General features: G+C 67.4%; 21 protein-coding genes. 12 read left to right on the top strand and 9 right to left on the bottom strand.

Annotation, left to right across the window (positions count from 1 at the left end; genetic code table 11):
- Positions 1–11: 11 nt before the first annotated feature.
- The 3 genes from ACLJRL_RS13360 (at position 12) to ACLJRL_RS13350 (ending at position 3,087) form a co-directional block, all read left to right on the top strand.
- Positions 12–266, top strand: coding sequence for an SCO4848 family membrane protein (locus tag ACLJRL_RS13360; protein ID WP_410656452.1), 255 nt, complete (start codon positions 12–14; stop codon positions 264–266).
- A gap of 79 nt (positions 267–345) precedes the next feature.
- Entirely contained in the window at positions 346–1,770 is a 1,425-nt protein-coding gene (locus tag ACLJRL_RS13355) for a S8 family peptidase (protein ID WP_410656451.1), read from the top strand.
- Between the two features lie 84 nt (positions 1,771–1,854).
- The gene (locus tag ACLJRL_RS13350) at positions 1,855–3,087 is read left to right on the top strand and encodes a M14 family zinc carboxypeptidase (RefSeq protein WP_410656450.1); all 1,233 of its coding nucleotides are present in this window, start codon (positions 1,855–1,857) and stop codon (positions 3,085–3,087) included.
- 55 nt (positions 3,088–3,142) lie between these two features.
- Here the strand turns inward: ACLJRL_RS13350 and ACLJRL_RS13345 are convergent, their stop codons facing one another.
- From ACLJRL_RS13345 to sdhC, 5 genes are all read right to left on the bottom strand, one after another.
- Positions 3,143–4,108, bottom strand: a complete 966-nt coding sequence (locus ACLJRL_RS13345; RefSeq protein WP_410656449.1) for a hypothetical protein — start codon at positions 4,106–4,108, stop codon at positions 3,143–3,145.
- A gap of 156 nt (positions 4,109–4,264) precedes the next feature.
- Positions 4,265–5,035: a succinate dehydrogenase iron-sulfur subunit gene (locus tag ACLJRL_RS13340; RefSeq protein ID WP_410656448.1), complete on the bottom strand. Its 771-nt coding sequence runs from the start codon at positions 5,033–5,035 to the stop codon at positions 4,265–4,267.
- The gene (gene sdhA, locus ACLJRL_RS13335) at positions 5,035–6,789 is read right to left on the bottom strand and encodes a succinate dehydrogenase flavoprotein subunit (RefSeq protein WP_410656447.1); all 1,755 of its coding nucleotides are present in this window, start codon (positions 6,787–6,789) and stop codon (positions 5,035–5,037) included. Before sdhA ends, ACLJRL_RS13340 begins: the two co-directional genes overlap by 1 nt.
- A gap of 31 nt (positions 6,790–6,820) precedes the next feature.
- On the bottom strand, positions 6,821–7,234 hold the full coding sequence (locus ACLJRL_RS13330; RefSeq protein WP_410656446.1) for a succinate dehydrogenase hydrophobic membrane anchor subunit: 414 nt from the start codon (positions 7,232–7,234) through the stop codon (positions 6,821–6,823).
- Positions 7,235–7,236: 2 nt separating this feature from the next.
- Positions 7,237–7,680: a succinate dehydrogenase, cytochrome b556 subunit gene (gene sdhC / locus ACLJRL_RS13325; RefSeq protein ID WP_410656445.1), complete on the bottom strand. Its 444-nt coding sequence runs from the start codon at positions 7,678–7,680 to the stop codon at positions 7,237–7,239.
- A 458-nt stretch (positions 7,681–8,138) separates the two neighbouring features.
- Here sdhC and ACLJRL_RS13320 point away from each other — a divergent pair, with 458 nt between their 5' ends.
- The 6 genes from ACLJRL_RS13320 (at position 8,139) to ACLJRL_RS13295 (ending at position 15,007) form a co-directional block, all read left to right on the top strand.
- Complete coding sequence (locus ACLJRL_RS13320) at positions 8,139–9,278, top strand: BMP family lipoprotein (RefSeq protein ID WP_410656444.1); 1,140 nt, start codon at positions 8,139–8,141, stop codon at positions 9,276–9,278.
- 82 nt (positions 9,279–9,360) lie between these two features.
- Positions 9,361–10,935, top strand: a complete 1,575-nt coding sequence (locus ACLJRL_RS13315) for an ABC transporter ATP-binding protein (protein ID WP_410656443.1) — start codon at positions 9,361–9,363, stop codon at positions 10,933–10,935.
- Positions 10,932–12,023: an ABC transporter permease gene (locus ACLJRL_RS13310; RefSeq protein WP_410656442.1), complete on the top strand. Its 1,092-nt coding sequence runs from the start codon at positions 10,932–10,934 to the stop codon at positions 12,021–12,023. Before ACLJRL_RS13315 ends, ACLJRL_RS13310 begins: the two co-directional genes overlap by 4 nt.
- Positions 12,024–12,061: 38 nt before the next feature.
- A complete protein-coding gene (locus tag ACLJRL_RS13305) occupies positions 12,062–13,291 on the top strand; it encodes an ABC transporter permease (protein ID WP_410656916.1) in 1,230 nt (409 codons plus the stop codon).
- 1 nt (position 13,292) lies between these two features.
- On the top strand, positions 13,293–13,730 hold the full coding sequence (locus ACLJRL_RS13300) for a cytidine deaminase (RefSeq protein WP_410656441.1): 438 nt from the start codon (positions 13,293–13,295) through the stop codon (positions 13,728–13,730).
- Entirely contained in the window at positions 13,727–15,007 is a 1,281-nt protein-coding gene (locus ACLJRL_RS13295) for a thymidine phosphorylase (protein ID WP_410656440.1), read from the top strand. The genes ACLJRL_RS13300 and ACLJRL_RS13295 overlap by 4 nt, the downstream gene beginning before the upstream one ends.
- Before the next feature lie 176 nt (positions 15,008–15,183).
- Here ACLJRL_RS13295 and ACLJRL_RS13290 read toward each other — a convergent pair whose 3' ends face one another.
- Positions 15,184–16,272, bottom strand: a complete 1,089-nt coding sequence (locus tag ACLJRL_RS13290) for a PA containing protein (RefSeq protein ID WP_410656439.1) — start codon at positions 16,270–16,272, stop codon at positions 15,184–15,186.
- Positions 16,273–16,482: 210 nt separating this feature from the next.
- Here ACLJRL_RS13290 and ACLJRL_RS13285 point away from each other — a divergent pair, with 210 nt between their 5' ends.
- Positions 16,483–17,583: an adenosine deaminase gene (locus ACLJRL_RS13285; RefSeq protein ID WP_410656438.1), complete on the top strand. Its 1,101-nt coding sequence runs from the start codon at positions 16,483–16,485 to the stop codon at positions 17,581–17,583.
- Positions 17,584–17,694: 111 nt separating this feature from the next.
- Complete coding sequence (locus ACLJRL_RS13280) at positions 17,695–18,903, top strand: MFS transporter (RefSeq protein WP_410656915.1); 1,209 nt, start codon at positions 17,695–17,697, stop codon at positions 18,901–18,903.
- Between the two features lie 24 nt (positions 18,904–18,927).
- Here ACLJRL_RS13280 and ACLJRL_RS13275 read toward each other — a convergent pair whose 3' ends face one another.
- Positions 18,928–20,172 (bottom strand): primosomal protein, encoded by a 1,245-nt coding sequence (locus ACLJRL_RS13275; protein ID WP_410656437.1) that lies wholly within the window; start codon positions 20,170–20,172, stop codon positions 18,928–18,930.
- Positions 20,173–20,325: 153 nt separating this feature from the next.
- On the opposite strand from ACLJRL_RS13275, the gene ACLJRL_RS13270 reads away from it, so the two are divergent.
- Entirely contained in the window at positions 20,326–22,830 is a 2,505-nt protein-coding gene (locus ACLJRL_RS13270) for a DEAD/DEAH box helicase (protein ID WP_410656436.1), read from the top strand.
- 419 nt (positions 22,831–23,249) lie between these two features.
- Here ACLJRL_RS13270 and ACLJRL_RS13265 read toward each other — a convergent pair whose 3' ends face one another.
- Entirely contained in the window at positions 23,250–23,918 is a 669-nt protein-coding gene (locus tag ACLJRL_RS13265; protein ID WP_410656435.1) for a DUF2269 family protein, read from the bottom strand.
- A 66-nt stretch (positions 23,919–23,984) separates the two neighbouring features.
- A complete protein-coding gene (locus tag ACLJRL_RS13260; RefSeq protein ID WP_410656434.1) occupies positions 23,985–24,596 on the bottom strand; it encodes an NADPH-dependent F420 reductase in 612 nt (203 codons plus the stop codon).
- Positions 24,597–24,632 lie beyond the last annotated feature (36 nt).

The raw sequence follows: 24,632 nt of genomic DNA, 5'->3' as shown, positions 1-24,632 counted from the left end.
TACTCAGGGGCATGCGCATTTCGCGAGGTACTTCGATGTTCCTGCTGGGTTTCGGCGTCTGGTCGTGGATCATCTGGATCACGTTCGCCAAGAACCTCTGGGACAGCGACCGCGCCTGGGCCGCCGACGGCTCGCCCACCGCCTACTTCATCGTGCACGCCGTGCTGACGGTCGTCTCGTTCGTGCTCGGCACCATCGTCGGTGTGATCGGTCTGCGCACGCTTCGTGGCGCCAAGTCACGAGACGCGGAAAAGGCTGACGCCTGATCAGGTTTGTCGTCCTTTTGACGGTGGCGGTCCCGGCGTCGGCTCCTTTACGTTCACTCCACCGAATCATGGAGGTTGAATGTCCCGGATCAGACGCCTGCTCGTCCCCGCGCTCGTCGCGGCGGCGGCGGGAAGCGTGTTCGCGGCCCCGTCGGCGAGTGCCGCGCCCGCGCCCGCACTCGCATCACAGTGCGACACCGCGAGCACGCCGTTCAACTACGTGGTGCTCTACAACCCGCGTACCCCGGAGCGCAAGGTCGACACCGAGCTGCGCGCCAAGTGCGGCGAGAAGGTGGCGTACTACCCGGAGATCGGGGTCGCGGTCGCGACCTCGCGCAACGCCGACTTCCAGGCGAAGATCGGCGTTTACCGCGCCTACTCGGGCGGCCGCGACGTGGCGTTCCCGCCGGCGGCCTCGGCCCGGTCGACCCGCTCGGCCGTGGTCGACACCAAGGAGAGCGAAGAGACCACCAGCGTCGCCGTCGAGGATGACCTCTCGGCCCAGCAGTGGGACATGCGGGCGATCCAGGCTCCCGAGGCGAACAAGGTCTCCGGTGGCAGCCGCTCGGTGACCGTCGGCGTGCTGGACTCGGGTATCGAGCCCACCCACCCCGCGCTGAAGAACGCCCTGGACCCGAAGACGTCGGCCGGGTGCAACTCCGGCGCGCCGGACACCACGCCCGCCTCCTGGGCGCCGACGAACTCCGATCACGGCACGCACGTCGCCGGCACGATCGCCGGCAAGGACGCCGCGCGCGGCTTCACGGGCATCGCGCCCGGTGTGAAGCTGGCGTCGGTGAAGGTCGTGAACGACGACGGCCTGATCCTTCCCGAAGCCGCCGTCTGCGGGTTCATGTGGGCCGCGAAGCACCGCTTCCCGGTGACGAACAACAGCTACTACATCGACCCGGGCATGTTCTACTGCTCGAAGGAGCCGGGCGACGCGGCCGCGTACGAAGCCGTCCGTCGCGCGGTGGCCTACTCGACCGGTCGTGGCGTGCTGAACGTCGCCGCCGCCGGCAACAGCGGTTTCGACCCGGACGAGCAGACCACCGACCCGAACCGCCCCCACCCGGTCGACCAGAGCTGCGGCATCCTGCCCAAGGCCATCGACGGCGTCGTCAACGTCTCGTCCATCGGCTACGCGGGCACGAAGTCGTCGTTCAGCAACTACGGTGACGACGTTTCGGTCACCGCCCCCGGTGGCGACCGCGCCCAGATTCCGCCCGCCGGCCAGGGTGCGGGCTGCCCGCTGTCGACGATCTTCAACGGTGCGTACGGCACCAAGTGCGGCACCTCGATGGCGTCCCCGCACGTCGCCGGCGTCGCCGCGCTGCTGGCGTCCCGTTTCCGGCACGCTCCGCCCGTGGCGCTGAGGTGGCTCCTCGAGCACCAGGCGGACGCTGTCGCGTGCGGCACCGCGGCGCCGGTCTGCGAAGGCCCGGCGAAGGACAACTCGTACTACGGCCACGGCCGCGTCAACGCTCTGGACGCGGTGAAGTAGTTCTTTCGAGTGCCGGGGCCGATCCACGTTCGTGGGCCGGCCCCGGTTTCGTTTCCGGCACTTTTCGGCTGATGGGAGTTCATGATGACGGTGTTCGGTCGGTTGGTTCCCGTGGTGGCGGGTCTGGCGATGGTCCCGCTTCTCAGCGCACCCGCGGCGGCGGTGGAAGCTCCTGCTCGACCTTGTAGCGAGGAACCGAGAGACCTGCCGATCAACGAGTTCACCGACTACCGGGAGATGGTCCGGGAACTCGGCAGGCTCGAACGGGTGAGCAAGGGGCGGGTCGCGGTCAAAGAGGCCGGGCGGTCCAACCGCGGCCGGGTGATCCACCAGGCGACCGTCGGGACCGGCCCGAAGGTCTTCGTGGTGTCCAGCGAGATCCACGGGAACGAGAAGACCGGCACCGACGCGCTTCTGCGCATTCTCGACTACCTCGGCACGTCGGAATCCCGGGACGCCGAGCGGCTGCGGAAGACCATCACCTTCGTCGCGGTCCCGAAGCTGAACCCGGACGGCGCCGAACTCGACCGGCGCGGCAACGATCTCTCCTGGGCGGAAGTGCAACAGAAGTTCCCCCAGCTCAAGGACCGTCCGCCGGCCTGGAACTACCTCAGCGACGTCCTCCAGGGCGACGACTACCGGAAGCGGCCCGGTTTCGACGTCAACCGCGACTTCAACCCGGACCTGAACTACGTCCCGCGCGCGGAAGACTTTCCTGGTGCGTCGGAGGAGCCCGGCTGGTTCATCACGCCCGAGGCGCGGGCGCTGCGCTCGGTGTACATGAATCTGACCAAGCAGCGCGGCAAGGTGCCCGACGTCTACGTCGATCTGCATCATCAAGGGGCGTGTGTCCGGCAGGACGGCAGCAACCGGCTCCTCGACGTCGGCATCGACTACCCGCCGCTGCCGGACAAGTTCTTCGAGCCCGGCCAGAAGTACGCGAAGTATCGCGACGTGTACACAAAGGACGAATCGCGGCAGCTGGCGATCAGCGGGTTCAACGGGATGACGTCGGGCGGCTTCGTCGGTGCGCGCTACCCACACGCGGCCGATCGTGACCTGCCGGGTCAGGCGCGGTGTTCGTTCGCGTTGAACGGGACGGGCACGGTGCTGTTCGAGGTGCGCGGTCAGACGCAGACGCTGGGGCAGCAGCACCGCGAACACTTCACGCGAGCGGTGATGGCCGGGCTGTACAACATGTTGCGGGATGTGAGCACAGGCGCTGTCGACTACATCGACCCGGACGCCTTCGACCTCCTTCCCGGCACCGCCTCCACCACCACCACCTCCGCTGCCGCTGCACGCACCCCCGAGTAGCCATTGGGTCGCGTGAAGGACTCCTTCCCTCGGCTCAGCCGAGGGAAGGAGTCCTTCACGCGGCGGCGGCGAGGCGTACAGCGGGGCGTGGGCGAGCGGCGGCGACTTCGTGCGCGGCGATCAGTTCGGTGAGCACGCCGGCCGGGTCGTCCCGGAGACGGGAAGGGAGTGTCTGCACGACGAGGATTCCTGATGCGGTGTAGCGAGCGTTTCGGTTCACGGTTCGTGAGTAGTCGGCCCGCCGGAAATGGAAATCGAACGAGTCTATTTCCCAAGCAAGGCCGACCTCGTCCCACCAGGCGTCCGGGCGACCGAGGTACTTGCCACGGTTGTCGAAGACCTCGCAGTTCCAATGGCTCGGTGGCGTGGGCAGGCGGCGGCTTAGTGTGCGTGCACGCGATTCAGCCATCGAACGGATATCGATCCAGCTCGAAAGCAGCCGGCGGGGGATCGCGGTTCCCCGTTGGGTGCCGTGGTTGAGCTCCCAGAGGAGGGCCTGCGGTGAGCAGCGACCACTTTGGACCGCTTCGATCAATACCTCTTCCACCGGACTTGATTCGCGAAGCCGCCGGACCGCGTCCGTGGTCGCGCGAACCAGAGGTGCCGTCGGCACTTCTCCGATCGTCTTCGGCTCCGGGAACCGGATTGTCCGTTCCATGGTGACGAAGCCGGTACTGCGGACCTTCCGTTCATGCGGGATGAGCATGTGCAGGTCGTCGCCCTTCGGAAGCGCCGCTGGGCGCAAGCCGTGCAGACGGCAGGCCGCGACGCCGGTGAGCATGCTCTTGGCACCGCTGTAGAGCAATGCGGCCGTGAGTAGTTCGTTCGGTGTCGGTTCGGTGTTGTGCAAAAGCACGATGCCCGGCAGGGGACGTTGCCAGGGCCCACCTGGCAGGCAGCGCGCGTAGATCGTGCTGCTGCTCATGTCCTCCGATTCCAGGTCGGCGACCCGGATGACGCCATTGCGACTTCTCGCCAGCAGCAGTTCGGGATGCTGAGCCCATTTCCCCCTGATGACCATGATGATCAGGATGAGCGCGGCATTGTCCTCAGCACCAGACCCATTTCTCGGACCTGTGGATAACCCGCCCCCTGTGGATAACTCCACTAGCGCGTGAAGGCCCCCTTCCCTCGGCTCAGCCGAGGGAAGGGGGCCTTCACGCGCTACGAGGAAGAGTTAGACGCGCTTGAAGAGGAGGGCGCGCTTGACTTCTTGGATTGCCTTCGTGACCTGGATGCCTCGGGGGCAGGCGTCGGTGCAGTTGAACGTCGTCCGGCAGCGCCACACGCCTTCGGCGTCGTTCAGGATGTCGAGCCGCTCTTCGGCGCCTTCGTCACGCGAGTCGAAGATGAACCGGTGCGCGTTGACGATCGCGGCCGGGCCGAAGTACGAGCCGTCGTTCCAGTACACCGGGCACGAGGACGTGCAGCAGGCGCACAGAATGCACTTGGTCGTGTCGTCGAACCGGTCGCGGTCGGCCTGCGACTGGATCCGCTCGCGCGTGGGCTCGTTGCCGTAGGCGATGAGGTACGGCTTGACCGCCCGGTACGCCTCGAAGAACGGGTCCATGTCGACGTAAAGGTCCTTGAGCGTCGTCAGGCCCTTGATCGGCGCGATGGTGATGGTGGTCTTCTTGCCGTTGCTCTCCAACAGGTCCTTCATCAGGACCTTGCACGCCAGCCGGTTGATGCCGTTGATCTGCATCGCGTCGGAACCGCAGACGCCGTGCGCGCACGAACGCCGGAACGCGAACGTCCCGTCGAGGTAGTCCTTCACGTAGAAGAGCAGGTTCAGCAGCCGGTCGGTGCGCTGCGCCGGGACGTCGTAGGACTCCCAGTGCGGCTCGTTGTCGACCTCGGGGTTGAACCGCAGGATCTTCAGGGTGACGGTGATCGGCGTGTGGTCGGAGGACACGGCCTCCGACTTCTCGGGGGTAGCCGTGGTCATCAGTACTTCCGCTCCATCGGTTCGTAGCGGGTGAAGGTCACCGGCTTGTAGTCGAGACGGATGTCCGACGCCAGTCCTTCACCTTGCTTGTAGGCCATGGTGTGCCGCATGAAGTTCGTGTCGTCGCGGGTCGGGTAGTCCTCGCGGGCGTGCCCGCCGCGGGATTCCTTGCGCGCCAGGGCGCCGACGACGAGGACTTCGGCGAGTTCGAGCAGGAAGCCCAGCTCGATGGCCTCGAGGACGTCGGTGTTGTACCGCTTCCCCTTGTCCGACACGGTGATCCGGCCGTAGCGCTCCTTGAGCGCCTGGACGTCGGTCAGCGCCTGCTTCAGCGTGTCCTCGGTCCGGTACACCGAAGCGTGCGAGTCCATCGTCTTCTGCAGCTCGGTGCGGATGTCGGCGACGCGCTCGTCGCCGTGCTCGGACAGCAGGCCCGAAAGCTGCTCTTCGACGATGGTGGTCGGGTTCTCCGGCAGCTCGACGTACTCGTGCGCCAGCGCGTACTCCGCGGCGGCGATGCCGGCGCGGCGGCCGAACACGTTGATGTCGAGCAGCGAGTTGGTGCCGAGACGGTTCGAGCCGTGCACGGACACGCAGGCCACCTCACCCGCGGCGTACAGGCCGGGGATGACGTTCTCGTTGTCCCGCAACGCTTCGCCGTGGATGTTGGTCGGGATTCCGCCCATCACGTAGTGGCAGGTCGGGAACACCGGCACCGGCTCCGTCACCGGGTCGACGCCCAGGTAGGTCCGGGAGAACTCCATGATGTCCGGGAGTTTCGCGTTCAGCGTCTCTTCCGGCAGGTGCGTGACGTCGAGGACGACGTAGTCCTTGTTCGGCCCGCAACCGCGGCCCTGCAGCACTTCCTGCACCATCGACCGGGCGACGATGTCGCGCGGCGCGAGGTCCTTGATGGTGGGGGCGTAGCGCTCCATGAACCGCTCGCCGTCGGCGTTGCGGAGGATGCCGCCCTCACCGCGCACGGCCTCGGAGATGAGGATGCCGAGCCCGGCCAGACCTGTCGGGTGGAACTGGAAGAACTCCATGTCCTCCAGCGGCAGGCCCTTGCGGAAGATGATGCCGAGGCCGTCACCGGTGAGGGTGTGCGCGTTCGACGTCGTCTTGAAGATCTTGCCCGCGCCGCCGGTGGCGAACACGATCGACTTCGCCTGGAAGACGTGCAGCTCGCCGGTGGCCAGCTCGTAGGCGACGACGCCGGAGGCGACCGGGTTGCCGTTCTCGTCCGGGGTCAGGACCAGGTCGAGGACGTAGAACTCGTTGAAGAACTCGGTGCCGTGCTTGACGCAGTTCTGGTACAGCGTCTGCAGGATCATGTGGCCGGTGCGGTCCGCGGCGTAGCAGGCGCGGCGCACCGCGGCCTTGCCGTGGTCACGGGTGTGCCCGCCGAAGCGGCGCTGGTCGATCTTGCCCTCGGGCGTCCGGTTGAACGGCAGGCCCATCTTCTCCAGGTCGAGGACGGCGTCGATGGCCTCTTTCGCCATGATCTCGGCGGCGTCCTGGTCGACCAGGTAGTCGCCGCCCTTGATCGTGTCGAAGGTGTGCCACTCCCAGTTGTCCTCTTCGACGTTCGCCAGCGCGGCGCACATCCCGCCCTGGGCGGCGCCGGTGTGCGAACGCGTGGGGTAGAGCTTGGTGAGGACCGCGGTGCGGGTGCGCTGGCCGGACTCGATGGCGGCGCGCATGCCGGCACCCCCGGCTCCGACGATCACCACGTCGTACTTGTGGAACTGCATTGAGGACTCCGCTTTGAACGTGTGGTGGGCGTCAGTTGGCCGAGAGACCCGGGTCGAAGGTGAAGATCACCATCGTGCCGACGGCGAGGATCAACACCATCGAGACGTAGAGCACGATCTTCAGCCAGAACCGGGTGCTGTCCTTGCGGGCGTAGTCGTCGATGATCGTCCGCAGCCCGTTGCCGCCGTGGATCTCGGCGAGCCAGAGCATCGAGAGGTCCCAGAACTGCCAGAACGGCGAGGCCCAGCGGCCGGCGACGAAGCCCCAGTTGATGCGGTGCACGCCGCCGTCGAGGATGTTCATGATGAACAGGTGGCCGAGCACCAGCACGATCAGGGCCATGCCCGAGATGCGCATGAACAGCCAGCTGTAGAGCTCGAAGTTGCTGCGGCGGGCGGCGGCGCGCTTCGGCGCGCGCGGGCGCTCGAGGGCGAGTTCAGCCATGGTCAGTGACCCCCGAACATGGTCTCGATGGTGCGCTTCATCATGAAGAAGGCCCCGGGAATCATCACCACGACCCAGATGGCCAGGATCGTCCAGAGCATCGGCTTCTGGAACTTCGGTCCCTTTTCCCAGAAGTCGACCAGCATGACCCGGATGCCGTTGAGCGCGTGGAACAGCACCGCGCCGACAAGGCCGACTTCGAGCAGGTTGACCAGCGGGGTCTTGTAGGTCTCGATGACCTCGTTGTACGTGTCGGGCGACACGCGCACGAGCGCGGTGTCGAGCACGTGCACGAAGAGGAAGAAGAAAGTGGCTACGCCGGTGATGCGATGCAGCACCCAGGACCACATACCGGGGTCTCCCCGGTAGAAGGTCCCTTGCCGGCGTGAGGCACCCGCCCGATCGCTCGCGGCCGCCTCGGTGGCGGTGCTAGCCGTGGTGGACATCGGTGAACGGCCTCCAACGTCATGGCTCGGGCCCGTTGACCGCTGGTTTCCGCGCCTGCCGCCGGGACGTCCACCTGGGACGGCTCCGGCGACGGTGCCGAGATCATGGTCATCGAGCGTGGATGAAAAGGATGCTAGACCCGCTCCTCACGGTGGGCTCACCTCCGGGTTCGTCTGTGTGATGGACCAGACATCGAGCGTTCCCGATCGAGTGACGGGGGTCGCAGACGACGCTGCTGGTGATCCCCTTGGCTCTACCGCCGTCGTGATCACCGTCAGTACTCCGTCAGTCGCACGTGCGACTCATGAGTAAACGTTTGTGTTACGTAGCGTGCCTTTCCTATGGCGGCCAAGCAGCCGTTAGGTACCGTCTCTCGGTCGAACCCGGCAGTGTCGCCGGGTCGTTTTCTTCGGACCATCCGCTGGATCAGCGGGGAGGGAGATACACGTTGCGTCGCATGCGTGGAACCGCGCTGACCGCCGCGGCTATGGCCGGTGCTCTTGTGCTGGCCGGGTGCGCGAAGGATTCCGGTGCGGGGAATAACAACAACAACGCCGGCTCGGGGGATCAGTCCGCCAGCTGCGTGACCGCGCAGAAGCCGCCCGCCGCGGCCGCCGCTTCGAGCAGCAGTGCCCAGGCGGAGAAGGTCGACGGCAGCAAGCTCAAGGTCGCGCTGGCCTTCGACGTCGGTGGTCGTGGTGACGCGTCGTTCAACGACTCGGCCGCCGCCGGTACCGACAAGGCGAAGAGCGAACTCGGCGTCGCCACGGTCAGCGAGAGCACCGCGGCGACGTCGGAGGACGAGGCCGCGAAGTCGCAGCGTCTCGACCAGCTCGCCGCGCAGGGCTTCAGCCCGGTCATCGCGGTCGGCTTCGCCTACGCCAAGGCCGTCGCCGCGATCGCGCCGAAGTTCCCGAACACCCAGTTCGCGATCGTCGACGACGACTCCGTCAAGGCCCCGAACGTCACCTCCCTGGTCTTCGCCGAAGAGCAGGGCTCGTTCCTGGCCGGTGTCGCCGCCGCCTACAAGTCGAAGAAGTGCCACGTCGGCTTCGTCGGCGGGGTCAACACGCCGCTGATCCAGAAGTTCGAGGCCGGTTTCCTGCAGGGTGTGAAGGCCGCTTCGTCCAAGGCCGTGATCGAGGACGAGTACCTCACCCCCGCCGGTGACTTCTCCGGGTTCCAGGACCCGGCGAAGGGCAACGTGAAGGCCGCCGCGCAGATCGCCAAGGGCGCGGACGTCGTCTATCACGCCGCCGGTGCCTCCGGTAAGGGCGTCTTCGAGGCCGCGAAGTCCAACAACGCGCTCGCCATCGGCGTGGACTCCGACCAGTACAACCAGAAGACGGTCGAGGCGTCGAAGGACGTCATCATCACCTCGATGCTCAAGCGCGTCGACGTGGCGGTGTTCGACTACCTCCGCGCGCTGGCCAAGGGCGACCTGACGTCGCTGCCGAAGCGGTTCGACCTCAAGGTCGACGGCGTCGGCTACGCCACCTCCGGCGGCAAGATCGACGACATCAAGGACGTCCTCGACGGATACAAGGCCCAGATCATCTCCGGGGCGATCACCGTTTCGGACAAGCCGCAGAAGTAAGGTTCTTCTTGCAGCGGGGCTCGGGAGGGTAACCCCTTCCGAGCCCCACCTGTTTTTAACTCCGAGAACTGGATGGCTTTTCATGAGCGCTCCCCAGGCCGAGGTCACCGACGCCCCCGACCGGGGTGAACCGGCCGTGCAGCTGACCGGGATCACGAAACGATTCCCGGGTGTGGTGGCCAACTCCGACGTCAACCTCACCGTCAGCAAGGGCGAGGTCCACGCCGTCTGCGGCGAGAACGGCGCGGGCAAATCGACCCTGATGAAGATCCTCTACGGCATGCAGCAGCCGGACGAGGGCAGCATCGCGATCAACGGCGAGCCGGTGAAACTGCGCAATCCGCAGGACGCCATCAAGGCCGGGATCGGGATGGTCCACCAGCACTTCATGCTGGCCGACAACCTCACCGTCGGGGAGAACGTCTTCCTCGGCGCCGAGAACCTGCACGGCATCGGCCGCGCGGCCAGGACGAAACTGGCGAAGTTCGCCGAACAGGTCGGCCTGCGCGCCCATCCCGAAACGCTGCTCGAAGAGCTCGGCGTCGCCGACCGCCAGCGCGTGGAGATCGTCAAGGTGCTCTACCGCGGCGCGCGGATCATCATCCTGGACGAGCCCACCGCGGTGCTCGTGCCGCAGGAGGTCGACGCGCTGTTCGAGACGGTCCGCGGGATGCAGGCGGAAGGCTTCACCTTCCTCTTCATCTCCCACAAGCTCGACGAGGTGCGCGCGATCGCCGACACGGTCACCGTGATCCGCCGCGGCACCACGGTCGGCTCGGCGGATCCGAAGAAGATCACCTCGCGCCAGCTGGCCGAGATGATGGTCGGTTCGGAACTGCCCAGCCCGGAGACCCGCGAGTCCACCGTCACCGACCGGGCCGTTCTGAGCCTGGACGACGTCTGCCTGAGTGTCGAGGGTTCCGAGCGGAACGTGCTCGACCACATCTCCTTCACCGTGCACGCGGGTGAAGTGCTGGGGATCGCCGGTGTCGAGGGCAACGGACAGACCGAGCTCGTCGAGACGGTCATGGGGATGCGCAAGGGCGGCGGCCGGATCGAACTGGCCGGCGCCGACGGCAAGACCGTCGAACTGCACAAACTGGGGACTCTCGCCCGCCGCGAAGCCGGCATCGGCTACATCGCCGAAGACCGCACACGGCACAGCCTCCTGCTCACCCAGCCGTTGTGGGTCAACCGGATCCTCGGCTACCAGACGCGGAAGCCGGTCGCGAAGGGCCAGCTCCTCGACATCCTCGGCGCACGCCAGGACACCCGCCGCATCGTCGAGCAGTACGACGTCCGCACCCCGGGCATCGACGTCCCGGCAGCCGCGCTTTCGGGTGGCAACCAGCAGAAGCTGATCGTCGGGCGTGAGCTTTCCGGGAACCCGGTGCTGCTGATCGCGTCGCATCCGACGCGCGGTGTCGACGTCGGCGCTCAGGCGCTGATCTGGGAGCAGATCCGCCAGGCACGGTCGGCCGGGCTGGCCGTGCTGCTGGTGTCGGCCGACCTCGACGAGCTGATCGGGCTTTCCGACACCATCCAGGTCATGCTCCGCGGGCGGCTGGTCGGCGAGGCCGACCCCGCGACCGTGACCCCGCAGCAACTGGGCTCCGCGATGACGGGTGCTTCCGAAGACGAAGAAGGTGCAGCGTGAGTTCCTGGCGTACGAGGCTGCTGCCGCCTCTGCTCGCGATCGTTTTCGCGGTCATCCTGACCGCGATCGCGCTGATCATCTCGGGCGCGAACCCGCTCGAGGCGTACGGCACCATGATCGGCCAGCTGTTCAAGGGTTCGACGGCGGTCGACACGGTCAACCTCGCGACCGTCTACTACCTGTCCGGGCTCGCGGTGGCCATCGGCTTCCAGATGAACCTCTTCAACATCGGTGTCGAGGGCCAGTACCGGTTCGCCGCCATCGTCACCGCCATCATCGGTGGGGCGCTGCGGCTGCCGCCGGTGATCCACACGCTGGCGATCCTGGTCGTCGCGGTCCTGAGCGGCATGTTGTACGCCGCCATCCCGGCCGTGCTGAAGGTGACCCGAGGCGTTTCCGAGGTCATCTCGACGATCATGCTGAACGCGATCGTCGGTGGCATCGTGGCGTTCCTGGTCAACGCCGACCAGTTCGGCGTGCAGACCGGCAACAACATCGCCACCCGCGAGATCCCCGAGTCCGGCCGGATCCCCGGCATCCCGATCGGCTCGGGCGAGCTGTTCGGGTTCGTGATCATCGCGGCGCTGATCGGGGCCGCCTACTGGTTCATGCTCAACCGGACCCGGTTCGGTTTCGAGCTGAAGGCCAGTGGTGAATCGACGACGGCGGCCGCCGCGGGCGGCGTGAACGCCAAGAAGATGACGCTGATCGCGATGCTGCTCTCCGGCGGCGTCGCCGGTCTGATCGCGATGCCGGAACTGCTCGGCCGCGACTTCACCTACGGCATCACCTCGACCCAGATGTACGGCTTCACCGGCATCGCGGTCGCCCTGCTCGGCCGCAACCATCCGGCCGGGATCGCGCTGGGCGCCCTGTTGTGGGCGTTCCTCGACCGGTCCGCGGTGTCGCTGGAGCAGATCAACGTGTCCAAAGAGATCGCGGTGATCATGCAGGGCGTGATCGTGCTGTCGGTCGTCATCGCGTACGAGATCGTGCGCCGCGCCGACCTGGCCGCCGAACAGCGTCGCGTGGGTCGCGCGCTGGCCGGGCGCAAGGGTTCGAGCGTTTCCGAGGGAGGTGCGGTGTGAGTACCGATGTTCTTTCGTCCAACGCGGGCGGGACGACCATGCCGGTGAAGCGGGAGAAGCGCCGCATTCCCGGCTGGGCCAAGGGCGCCATCTGGGGCCTGCTGGCGGTGGGCGTGCTTTCGATCGCGTCGTACGCCACCGGCGTCAACACCCTGACCTCCACCAACACCGCCCACACCGCGCTGCGGCTGGCGCTGCCGATCCTGCTGTGCGCGCTCGGCGGGCTCTGGGCGGAACGCGCGGGCGTGATCAACATCGGCCTCGAAGGCATGATGATTCTCGGCACCTGGGGTGCCGCGTGGGGTGCTTTCTACGGCGGTGTCTGGGCCGGGCTGCTCGCCGCGGTCGTCTTCGGTGCGCTCGGCGGTCTGCTGCATGCTGTCGCGACCGTGACCTTCAACGTCAACCACATCGTGTCCGGTGTGGCGATCAACCTGCTCGGTCTCGGCGTCGCGAAGTACCTCGCGAACCTGGTGTTCACGCCGCTTTCGGGTAACCCGCGCCAGTCGCCGACCGTGCCGAAGTTCGACACCTATTCGGCGACGTTCCTTTCGGACTGGTTGTCGGACCTGGAGAAGATGCAGCGCGTCTTCATCTCCGACCTCGCCGGTGTCCTCAATGGACTGGTCACCGAGGTCGCGCCGCTGACGATGATCGCGATCGCGCTGGTCCCGATCAGCTACCTCGTGTTGTGGCGGACGCGGTTCGGCCTTCGGCTGCGGTCCTGCGGGGAGAACCCGGTCGCGGCTGAGTCTCTCGGCGTGAAGGTCTACCTGCACAAGTACGTCGCCATGATCATCTCCGGCGGGCTCGCCGGAATGGGTGGCGCGTCGCTCGTGCTGCTCGCAGGCGGGGCGGACTACCTGGAGAACCAGACCAACAACCGCGGGTACATCGGTCTCGCGGCGATGATCTTCGGCAACTGGCGGCCGGGCGGCCTGCTCGGCGGCGCGGCGCTGTTCGGTTACGCGGACGGGCTCCAGCTCGCCGGTGGCGGGACCGCGGTGCTCGCGCTGCTGTACGGCGCGGTGATCCTGCTGGCCGTGATCGTGGCGGTGCAGCTGTTCCGCCGTCAGTGGATCGCTTCCGCGCTCGGTGTCGTCGGCGCCGGCGCGCTGTACGCGATCTACTGGACCAACGACGACCTGCCCAGCGACCTCATCCCGTACACGGCGCACTTCGTGACGCTGATCGTGCTCGCGGTGGCTTCGCAGCGGCTGCGGCCGCCCAAGGCGATCGGCGCCACCTATCGGCGAGGTGAGGACTGACATGGCGGAGTTCGAGGTACGTTTTCCCGCCGAGAACACATCGGCACAGTTCGATTGGGAAGCGCTCCGGGCTCAAGCCGTCCAGGCGGCGAAGTCGGCGTACGCGCCGTACTCGGGCTTGCACGTCGGGGTCGCGGGAGTCGTCGACGACGGCCGGATCGTCGTCGGCTGCAACGTCGAAAACGCGTCCTACGGCTTGGGCATGTGCGCGGAATGCACGATGGCGGGACAGCTGCGGCTGAGCGGCGGCGGCAAACTCGTCGCGGTCGCCTGCCGCAGCGGCTCCGGCGATCTGCTCATGCCCTGCGGGCGTTGCCGCCAGATCCTGTTCGAACACGGCGGCGCGGAGTGCCTTGTGGACACTCCCAGCGGCATCCTGCCGATGTCCGCGGTGCTGCCGGACGCGTTCGGTCCCGACGACCTGCCGGAGAACAAGTGAGCACTTTCGCCGCCGTCGACGTCATCCGGGCGAAGCGTGACGGCGGACGGCTCACCGACGAGCAGATCGACTGGACGATCGACGCCTACACGCACGGCGTCATCGCCGAGGAACAGATGGCGGCGCTCGCGATGGCCATCTTCCTGCGGGGCATGGACTCCGGCGAGATCGCGCGCTGGACCGGCGCGATGATCTCCTCGGGGGAGCGGCTGGACCTGAAGGTCAGCCGTCCGACGATCGACAAGCATTCGACGGGCGGGGTCGGCGACAAGATCACGCTTCCGCTGGCGCCGCTCGTGGCGGCCTGCGGCGCGGCCGTGCCGCAGCTGTCCGGGCGCGGGCTCGGGCACACCGGCGGAACCCTGGACAAACTGGAGTCGATCCCCGGCTGGCGTGCCGCTTTGTCGACATCGGAGATCATCCGGCAGCTCGACGACGTCGGCGCGGTGGTCTGCGCGGCGACGTCCGGGCTGGCTCCCGCGGACAAGAAGCTGTACGCGCTGCGGGACGTGACTTCGACGGTGGAGTCGATCCCGCTGATCGCCAGCTCGATCATGAGCAAGAAGATCGCGGAAGGCGCGGCCGGGCTCGTCCTCGATGTGAAGACCGGGTCCGGCGCGTTCATGAAGACGCTTCCGCAGGCTCGCGAACTCGCGCGGACGCTGGTGGAGATCGGGACGGCGCACGGCGTCGCGACGACGGCGCTGATCACGGACATGGACATCCCGCTCGGGTACGCCGTCGGCAACGCGATCGAGGTCGCCGAGTCGGTCGAGGTACTGCGCGGTGGCGGCCCGGCCGACGTCGTCGAGCTGACCGTGGCCCTGGCGCGGGAGATGCTGGCGCTGGCCGGGCTGTCCGATGTGGATCCGGCTTCGGTGCTCGCGTCAGGCCGGGCTTACGAGACCTGGTGCCGGATGATCGCCGCTCAGGGCGGGGATCCGGAGGCTGCGCTACCGCGGCCTCAGCATGTCCATGTCGTGGAAGCCCCTTCGGATGGCGTGTTGTCCACTTTGGACGCCTATGCGGTGGGGGTCGCCGCCTGGCGGCTCGGCGCCGGACGGGCGCGCAAGGAGGATCCGGTACAGGCCGCGGCAGGTGTGCTGTGCCTGGCGAAGCCGGGCGACGAGGTCAAGGCCGGGCAGCCCCTGCTGGAGCTGCACACCGACACCCCGGACGCCGTACCGTCCGCCCTCGCCGCTCTCACCGACGCCTACGCCGTCACCTCCGAGGCCCCGGCGTCCACGCCTCTGGTCCTGGAGACCGTGCGCCCCTGACCTGCGTTTAGCCCCCATATCGCGATTTCCCTGGGCCTCGCAAGTAGTCCTCTAGTTGCGGTAGTTGGCACTACGCACTTTCGCAACTAGAGGACTAAACGCGGGAAGCGCGTGAAGGCCCCCTTCCCTCGGCTGAGCCGAGGGAAGGGGGCCTTCACGCGCTAAAGGGGAGAGTCTCAGTCAGTGGGCTCGTCGGTGCCGTCGGCCTTGGTCTTGGCGTCGGCTGTCTTGGGCGCCCGGCCGTTGCGGGAGCTGCGGCGCGGCTGACGCGGGGCGGGCGGCGGCGGGGAGATCTGCTGCATGGCCGGGCCGCCACCGAGCATCAGCTCGGCGAACGTCGCCATGGCCTCGTCGAGCTGGCCACCGATCCGGCGCACGGACTCGTCGTTGCTCTTGCGCACCAGCGTGTCCACCGAGTCGGTGTCCGGCTGCTTCGACAGCGTGCTCTCGACCTTGGACAGGCCGCTGCGGATCGAGCCGTCGAGGTCGCCGAGCCGTCCGGTGAAGCCGTCCTCGACCTTGTCGAGGCGCTCGGCCAGACCGTCGAGCCGCGAGGTGACCTTCTCCAGCCTGTCGCCGAGGCCGTCGAGCCGATCCGAGGCGTCCATCATCTCGCCGGTCTCGGTCAGCGCGGTCTTGAGCGCCTCGGCGTTCGCGGCGAGGCTTTCCTTGGTGGCCTTGTCGAGGTTCTCGACGCGGGTGCGCAGCTCGCGGTCGACGGTGTCGACGCGGTCGCGCAGGACCGACTCGGCCTGCTCGACGCGCTCGCGCACCGGGCCGATCACCGACTGCGGCAGCGAGTCCGTCTTCACGTCCTGCTTGTCGAGGTGCGCGCCGAGCTCGTCGAGACGGCGGTGGATGTTCTGAAGCTTGTCCTCGAGCCCGTCCATCCGGCCCGCGACGCCTTCGAACTTCGCGGCCATGCCGTCGAGGCGGCCGTCGAGCTGGGCGAAGGGCTTGGCGAGCTTGTCGACGATGCTTTCGACCGCGCGGGTCAGCGCGGCGATCGCGCCGTCCTGCGCTTCGAGCCGCGACATGGTCTCGTCGAGGCGCTCGGCGAGCACGCTGGTCTCGGTGCGGTCGGGCATCTCCGAGAGCCGCTTCCGGACCGCGCCGAGCGAGTCGACCGGGGCCAGGCGGGCGTAGATGTCGTCGAGGGCGTCGAAGATCTGCTGCTGTTCGCTCTCACGCACTTCGGCCGCGCGCACCAGCATGTTGCGCATCCGGTCGAAGGACGGGGCTGCAATGTGGTTGTCAGTGGTCACTGCGGTGTCCTTCGGGGGCGGGGAAATGGGAGGGACGTGACGTGAAGCTTATCCATTGCGAAATTGCTGTGCGTATGGCCCCCGGGTATCGGACAATGCCGAGCTCTGCCCCTGATGGCCGATTCAGGCCGTGATCGACAAAGCTGAGGGTTAAGTCCAGCATGAGACTTACCGCCATGTAGGGGAATGACAGCCCGGTTACCGTTACGTATGTCCTCTGAAAGCAGCAGTCCCCGCATCCAGGAGGCGGTACTGGCCCGCGCTCCGAAGGTCCTCCTGCACGACCACCTGGACGGCGGGCTGCGGCCCGCCACGGTCGCCGAGCTCGCCGATCAGACGGGGTACAAGGCCCTGCCGTCCCACGATCCCGCGGAACTCGGCCGATGGTTCCGGGAAGCCGCCGATTCCGGCTCTCTCGTCTCGTACCTTGAGACGTTCGCGCATACCTGCGGCGTGATGCAGACCGAGGAAGCCCTGGTCAGGGTGGCTGCCGAGGCCGTCGAGGATCTCGCGGCCGACGGAGTCGTCTACGCCGAGGTGCGTTATGCCCCCGAACTCTTCGTCGAGCGCGGACTGTCACTCGATGCGGTGGTCGAGGCTATTCAGGCCGGCTTCGCGGAAGGTGAACGGAGAGTGGCCGCCGGAGGCGGCAGGATCCGCGTCGGGACGTTGCTCTGCGCTATGCGCCAGCACGCCCGCGCCCTCGAGATCGCCGGGCTCGCCGTCCGCTACCGCGACGCCGGCGTCGTCGGGTTCGACATCGCCGGACCGGAAGACGGATTTCCGCCTACCAGAAATTTGGACGCATTCGAGTTCCTGCGAACGAATAATGCGCATTTCACCATTCATGCCGGGGAGGCGTTCGGTCTCGCGTCCATTTGGGAGGCCATTCAGCATTGCGGTGCGGAGCGGCTCGGGCACGGCGTGCGCATCGTCGACGACATCAAGGTCGACAGTGACGGAACGGTCCATTTGGGACGGTTGGCCGCCTATGTCCGCGACTGCCGGATCCCGCTGGAGATCTGCCCCACGTCCAATGTGCAGACCGGAGCGGCCCGCTCGATCGCCGAGCACCCCATCGGCCTGCTGGCCCGGCTGCGCTTCCGGGTCACGGTCAACACCGACAACCGGCTGATGAGCGGCTGCTCGATGACCAGCGAATTCGCCACGCTGGCCGAGACGTTCGGCTACGACCTGGCCGAGCTGGAGTGGTTCACGATCAATGCGATGAAATCCGCGTTCCTCGATTTCGACCAACGGCTCGAGATCATCAACACGGTCATCAAACCCGGGTACGCCGCGCTGGCCTGAGGCTCCGGATGCGCGAACGCGGCCGCCGTCCCGGCGGTTGCGTTCGTTAGCATGCCCAACTATATTTCACTATATAGGAGAACTATCCCAGATAGTGAAACGGTGGCGGAGATAGTGCAGGTCGCGGGCGTGGGGATCGGCGGAAAGCGACGCTGGCTCGTCCTCGGGCTCGGCCTCGCCGCCCAGACCGCGAGCTGCTCCTTCCTTTACGGGATCCCGTTCCTGGTGCCGTCCATGCAGCGTGCGGAGGGTCTGACGCTCGCCGAGGCGGGGACGGTGGTCGCGGCACCGAGTCTTGGCCTTCTGTTCACCCTGATCCTGTGGGGCGCGGCCGCGGACCGTTACGGAGAGCGTCTGGTGATGGCCATCGGACTGGGCACTTCGGGATTACTCCTCGTGTACGCGGCCCTCGGCGACCACTCGCTCGGGGTCCTCTTTGGTGTGTTCTTGCTGGCCGGCGCGAGCACAGCGTCAGTGAACGCGGCGAGCGGCCGGGCCGTCCTCGGCTGGTTCGGCCCGGCCGAACGCGGACTCGCGATGGGCATCCGCCAGACGGCCCAGCCGCTGGGCGTGGGGGTCGCCGCCTTCGGTCTCCCGCCGCTCGCGGATCGCTGGGGTTTCCAGGTTTCGCTGCTGCTGCCCGCGGTGGCGGCCGTCGTCGTCGCGCTGCTGGTCGCCGGGTTGCTCGTCGACCCGCCCCGGCCGCCTTCCGAGTCCGGCACAGGGGAGAAGCCGCTGTCGCCGTACCGGAAACCGGCGTTGTGGCGGGTCCACGGCGCGAGCGCGCTGCTCGTGGTCCCGCAGTTCACCGTTTCGGCGTTCACGCCGGTGTACCTGGTGACCGTGCACCACTGGACGGCGCTGTCGGCGGGCTGGTTCGTCGGCGGCGTGCAGATCCTCGGCGCGCTGGGCAGGCTCGTGTCGGGGCACTGGTCCGACCGCGTCGGCAGCCGGCTGCGGCCGATGCGGCAACTGGCGATCTCGAGCGCCGGAGTGATGCTGCTGGTCGCCGTCGGGGACGCGACCTGGCCGTGGCTCGTGCTGCTCGCGCTCGTCCTGGCCGCGGTGATCACCGTGTCCGACAACGGGCTCGGCTTCACCGCATCGGCTGAAATGGCCGGGCTCGCGTGGGCCGGGAGGGCGATGGGGACGCAGAACACCGGCCAGAACATCGCCGCCGCGCTGACCCCGCCGATGCTGGGGCTCGTGATCGGCGACTCGCGCTACGCACTGGCGTTCTGCGTGGCCGCCGTCTTCCCGGCACTGGCCGTCGCGCTCGTGCCCGTCAAAGACGAAAAGGCCCCCTCAGAGCAAGTCTGAGGGGGCCTCGCGTGACTACTGGGTTCAGACGACCGTGAGCCGGTTTTCGAAGGTCTCGACCAGCTTGCGCCACTCGGACTGCTCGGCGTCGAACGGAGCGCTCGGCTCGAGGCGCGAGGGGTCCGGCCGCAGCACGAACGACACCAGCCAGCCGAGGCTTTCGTTGGAGGCCAGCGCGGTTTCGACGCTGTCGTCCTCGGCCCACTCGGCGGCGTCGGTGATCAGCTCGACGGCCAGCTCCAGCTGGATCGGGTCGATCGACTCGGGGCCCTCGGCGATGTCGTCCGAGAGGCCGTTCAGCACGTAGGTGTTCTCGGCGTCGACGTCGATCTCGAGTTCGCCGGCGGTGGCCTTCGTGGTCACCTCTTCCCAGGTGGACACCTGGGTGAGGTCGTTGTCCGTCAGGTCCTTGCCGTCCGCGATCGCGCGGATCAGGGCCTTTTCGGAGGCGAAGACGTCGATCTCGCCTTCGCTGCCGAGGAACACCGGCTTGTCGTCGAGGTAGCAGCGCAGCGTGTAGTACTCGGCGCCGGAGGTGATGATCTTGATCGGGTCGATGCCGACCTCGCCCCAGAAGCCGAGGGGCACGTCTTCTTCTTCGTCATCCTCGGCGTCGATGGCTTCGAGGTCCTCGTTCTCCGCGGCCGCTTCGGCTTCGGCGGATTCCGCGAGGAAGGTCGCGAGCTCTTCCGCGGTCTGCTCCAGCAGCTTCTCGTCGACGTCGGGCGCGGTCACCAGGCCGTCGATCGCGTCGAGCACGATGTCCCACTTTTCGGAGACCGCCTGGGACAGGTCGGCCCACAGACGCTCGCCGTCGCGGCCGGAGAAGGGCAGTGTGCCCTGGTCCAGCAGCGAGAAGCTCTCGTGCGCGTCGAGGACTTCGTGGACGTCGTCGAGCTCGCACACGTCCGCGAGCGAACGCACGATGCCGATGATCTCGGCCAGCTCGCCCAGCGTCCACTGGTCCGGCTTGTCGGCGACCAGCTCGGGGACGCCCACCAGGTCGTAGGAGTGGTCGTCGTCCGGGATCAGCTCGGGCACGTTCAGCGCGGGAACGAGTTCCCAGGCGGGGTGGTCGAGCAGGTCGTGCTGCTCGGACGTCCGTACGAACGCGGCGAGGTGTGCGGCGTCCGGGAAGGCGTACAGGTCCTCCTCGTCGCCGAGGAAGGCTTCCCATTCCTCGCCGTCTTCCCGCCAGCGCGGCGCCCAAAGAGTGACGACGTCACCCTGCGGCAGGCCGAGTTCGATCGGGATGATGTCCTGTGCCATTCCTAAGCCCTCTCGGATTACCGCCTGTGTGCGCGCGACCGGGTGACGTTCCCCCGGTAGGTGCGCGGTACCGCGAAGCCTACGGGTTTCCATCTGAGGGCGCGATCACCCCTGGGCAAGAAGCGACCAACGGATGGCACGATAGGCCTTCTGATGACTCTTACAGACCTCCTGCCAGCGGATCCCGACCCCGACTCGCTGTTCGAAGCCTTCTCCGCGTGGACAGCCGAGCGCGGGCTAGAGCTGTACCCCGCTCAGGAGGAGGCCATCATCGAAGTGGTCTCCGGGGCGAACGTGATCCTCTCGACACCGACGGGCTCGGGTAAGAGCCTGGTCGCCGTCGGCGCCCACTTCACCGCGCTCGCGCACGGCCGCCGCAGCTTCTACACGGCGCCGATCAAGGCGCTGGTCTCGGAGAAGTTCTTCCAGCTCATCGGGATCTTCGGTGCCGACAAGGTCGGCATGATGACCGGCGATTCGAGCGTCAACGCGGACGCGCCGATCATCTGCTGCACAGCGGAAATCCTGGCGAACATGGCGTTGCGGTTCGGTGCGGGCGCGGACGTCGGCCAGGTCGTGGCCGACGAGTTCCACTTCTACTCCGAACCCGATCGCGGCTGGGCCTGGCAGGTGCCGCTGCTGGAACTGCCGAACGCGCAGTTCGTGCTGATGTCGGCGACGCTCGGCGATGTCTCGTTCTTCGAGAAGGACCTCACCCGCCGGACCGGCCGTTCGACCGCGGTGGTCACCTCGGTGCAGCGGCCGGTGCCGCTCACCTTCCGCTACGCGCTGACGCCGTTGCACGAGACGATGTCCGAGCTGCTCAACGGCGGCCAGTCGCCGGTCTACGTCGTGCACTTCTCGCAGGCCGCGGCCATCGAGCGCGCGCAGACGCTGATGAGCATCAACGTCACCACCAAGGCGGAGAAGGAGGCCATCGCCGAACTGCTCGGCGACTTCCGCTTCTCGGCCGGGTTCGGGAAGACCCTTTCGCGGCTGGTCCGGCACGGTATCGGCGTGCACCACGCCGGAATGCTGCCGAAGTACCGGCGCCTGATCGAGCAGCTCGCGCAGGCGGGACTGCTGAAGGTGATCTGCGGGACCGACACGCTGGGCGTCGGCATCAACGTACCGATCCGCACGGTGGTCTTCTCCGCGCTGACGAAGTACGACGGGGTGCGGCAACGGCATCTCAAGGCGCGCGAGTTCCACCAGATCGCCGGGCGGGCCGGTCGCGCGGGCTACGACACCGACGGCTACGTCGTCGTGCAGGCACCGGACCACGTCGTCGACAACGCCAAGGCGCTGGAGAAGGCGGGCGACGACCCCAAGAAGAAAAAGAAGATCGTCCGCAAGAAGGCGCCCGAAGGTTTCGTCAACTGGACGGAGAGCACCTTCGACCGGCTGATCGCGGCCGACCCGGAACCGCTGACGTCGAGCTTCCGCGTCACCCACTCGATGCTGCTGAACGTCGTCTCCCGCCCGGGCAACGCGTTCGACTCCATGCGGCATCTGCTGGAGGACAACCACTCCGAGCGTCCCGCTCAGCGGAAACTGATCCTGCGCGCGATCGCGATCTACCGCGCGCTGCTCGCGGCCGGCATCGTCGAACGGCTCGACGAACCCGACGAGCAGGGCCGGATCGTCCGGCTCACCATGGATCTGCAGTTCGACTTCGCGCTGAACCAGCCGCTTTCGCCGTTCGCGCTGGCCGCGATCGAGCTGCTCGACACCGAGTCGCCGTCGTATCCACTGGACGTCGTGTCCATTGTGGAATCCACGGTGGAGAATCCCCGTCCGGTCCTGTCGCAGCAGCAGTTCAAGGCGCGCGGCGAGGCCGTACAGGCGATGAAGGCCGAAGGCATCGAATACGACGAGCGGATGGAACTGCTCGAAAACGTCACGTATCCGAAGCCGCTGGAGGAGCTGCTGGAGGCGGCGTATTCCCGCTACCGGCAAGGGCATCCGTGGGTCGACGACTACGAGCTCAAGCCGAAGTCCGTCGTGCGCGACATGTACGAGCGGGCGATGAACTTCGTGGAGTACATCGGTTTCTACCAGCTCGCCCGCTCGGAAGGGCTGGTGCTGCGGTATCTCACCGACACGTACGACTCGCTCCGGCACACGGTTCCCGACGAGGCCAAGACGGAACCGTTGCAGGACCTCATCGAATGGCTGGGTGAACTGGTGCGCCAGGTCGACTCCAGCCTCCTCGACGAGTGGGAAGCCTTGCGGCATCCCGACGAAGAGGGTCCGGTTTCGACCCGGCCGCCGTCCGAGCCGCCCGCGGTCACGCGGAACGAGAGGGCTTTCCGGGTGCTCGTGCGGAACGAGCTGTTCCGTCGCGTCGAACTGGCGTCGCGCCGCGCCTTCGGGACGTTGGGCGAGCTGGACGCCGCTTCGGGCTGGGACGCCGACGCGTGGGAAGACGCCATCGAGGACTACTTCGACGAGCACGAAACCCTCGGCATCGGGCCGGACGCGCGCGGCCCTCAGTTGATGATCATCGAGAAGGAGACCGGACTCTGGCGAATCCGGCAGATCTTCGACGATCCGGCGGGCGACCACGACTGGGGCATCAGCGCCGAGGTCGACCTGGCGGCGTCGGACGAGGCGGGTTCGGCGGTCATCCGGATCACCGGCGTCGACCGGCCCTGAGTTCCGAACGCAAGTAGAGGACTAAACGCGAGCCGGTGCGGCGCTGACTGGTGTGAAGGGGTCTTTCCCGGCATCGCATGTGGGGAAAGGCCCCTTCACACCAGGTCTCGTTGATCTCCGGTGTCCTAGCTCACGACCCCATCCCTGTTTGTTGCCCGTCGGCAGGTGGCGGTTTCGCGTGACTGGACGGACGACACATGTGACTGGACGGACGTCACGCGTGATTGGACGGACGTCACGCGTGATTGGACGGACGTCACGCCCGCGGCCGGATTCCGCCCCGTGTCGTCCATCTGAACACACGCGCCGTCCGTCCAATCACGCGTGTCGTCCCTCCAGACACACGACACCAGGTGTTTCCGGAGTCTGGCCCCTTCACCTCTGCCATGGCCACCCACAGGGAGAACGCAAGTAGAGGACTAAACGCGAGCCGGTGCGGCGGCGGTCTGAAGCCGAAGTGACCGCCGCCGTCCGGTCAGCCGCACGGTGAGCACGATCAGCGAAAGCGCGGGCAAGGGGAACCCGAGGATCAGGCCCGCGGTGATGTCGGCGAGCGGAGCCACGACCGCGGCGACGAACACCCAGGTCGGCGCCGTCGGCAGCTTCGCGCCGGTCCGGGCCTTGCCCCACGGCTTCGCCACCGAAAGCCACGCCTGGAACGCGAGTCCGCTCGCCATCAGCGCGACACCGACGAGCTGGGTCAGCGACGCGGGTTCGGGGTCCCCGGCCCGCGCCGCGGCCACGGAGTCCTGCAGTGCGCCGGAAAGCAGGAAGATCCCGGCGTACAGCTGGACGAGCGTGATCACGAACTTCGAGAGCACCCACCAGTGCCGTGTGAATCCCCAGGCGGTCGCCGCCGCGAGCATGAACCCGGTGAAGGCCGACGCGTTCGCGAGCGGTGCCAGCAGAAGCGTGTCGAGTTCGTGCGCCATCGACGTCGCGGCGATACGAACGGCGACGTCGCCGCTGGTGTGGCTGATCGTCAGGAGGGTGAACAGCGCCAGTGCCTGCCCCATCCAGCCCACGGACGTGATGACGTGCAGCCATACGGTCGCCTGCCGCCAGCGTTGCGAAGTCCTTTTCCCCATGCTCGACAGGTTCGCGCGCTTAGGTGCCCTCGCACATCCGGGACGTCCCCGACCGGCGCCCTGAGATCAGCCCGCGAGCGGCGGGAAGCAGGCCTGGGCGTCGTGGCCGTCGAACCACAGCCCGACCATGAACGCCATGGTCGCCTCCATGAGCCGCGCGCGGTCGAGCCCGCCGGCGGGCAGCGGCACGCAGCCGATGTCGCGGACGAGCCCGCTCACGGTGGCGACCGCCGCCGGGTCGCCGCAGAGCGGTACCGCCAGCGGACGGCCGCCGAACACCGGGGGAGTCATCCGCCAGACATCGACGTGACACAGGTTGAACGCCTTGACCACGTGCGCGTCGTCCACGGCGGTGGCGATCCGCGCGGCCTGGTCGGGGACCGTGAGCACGGCGCCGGGGCCGACCGCGTTGGTGCAGTCGGCCAGGACCTTCCCGGCCGTGGCTTTCCCTGCCGCGGCAAGGACTTCCGTCACCGACGGGGCGGAAACGGCGAGCAGGATCACCTCGCCGAAGTCAGCGGTTTCCCGCCAGGTCCCCACTCGCGCGGAGATCTTCGCGGCGAGAGTGCCGGCCTTCGCGTGGTCGCGCGCCGCGACCATCACCTCGTGCCCGGCCCGGACCCACTGTCCGCCGAGCGCCTCCGCCATTCCGCCCGCGCCGAAAACACCGATACGCATGTGCTCGCTCCCTATGATCGAGGTACCGCACGACCG

The sequence above is a fragment of the Amycolatopsis sp. lyj-112 genome (assembly GCF_046549055.1).
Taxonomy (GTDB): Bacteria; Actinomycetota; Actinomycetes; order Mycobacteriales; family Pseudonocardiaceae; genus Amycolatopsis.
The sequence above is the reverse complement of the archived record's forward strand: the minus strand, read 5'-3'. Positions and strand labels throughout refer to the sequence as shown.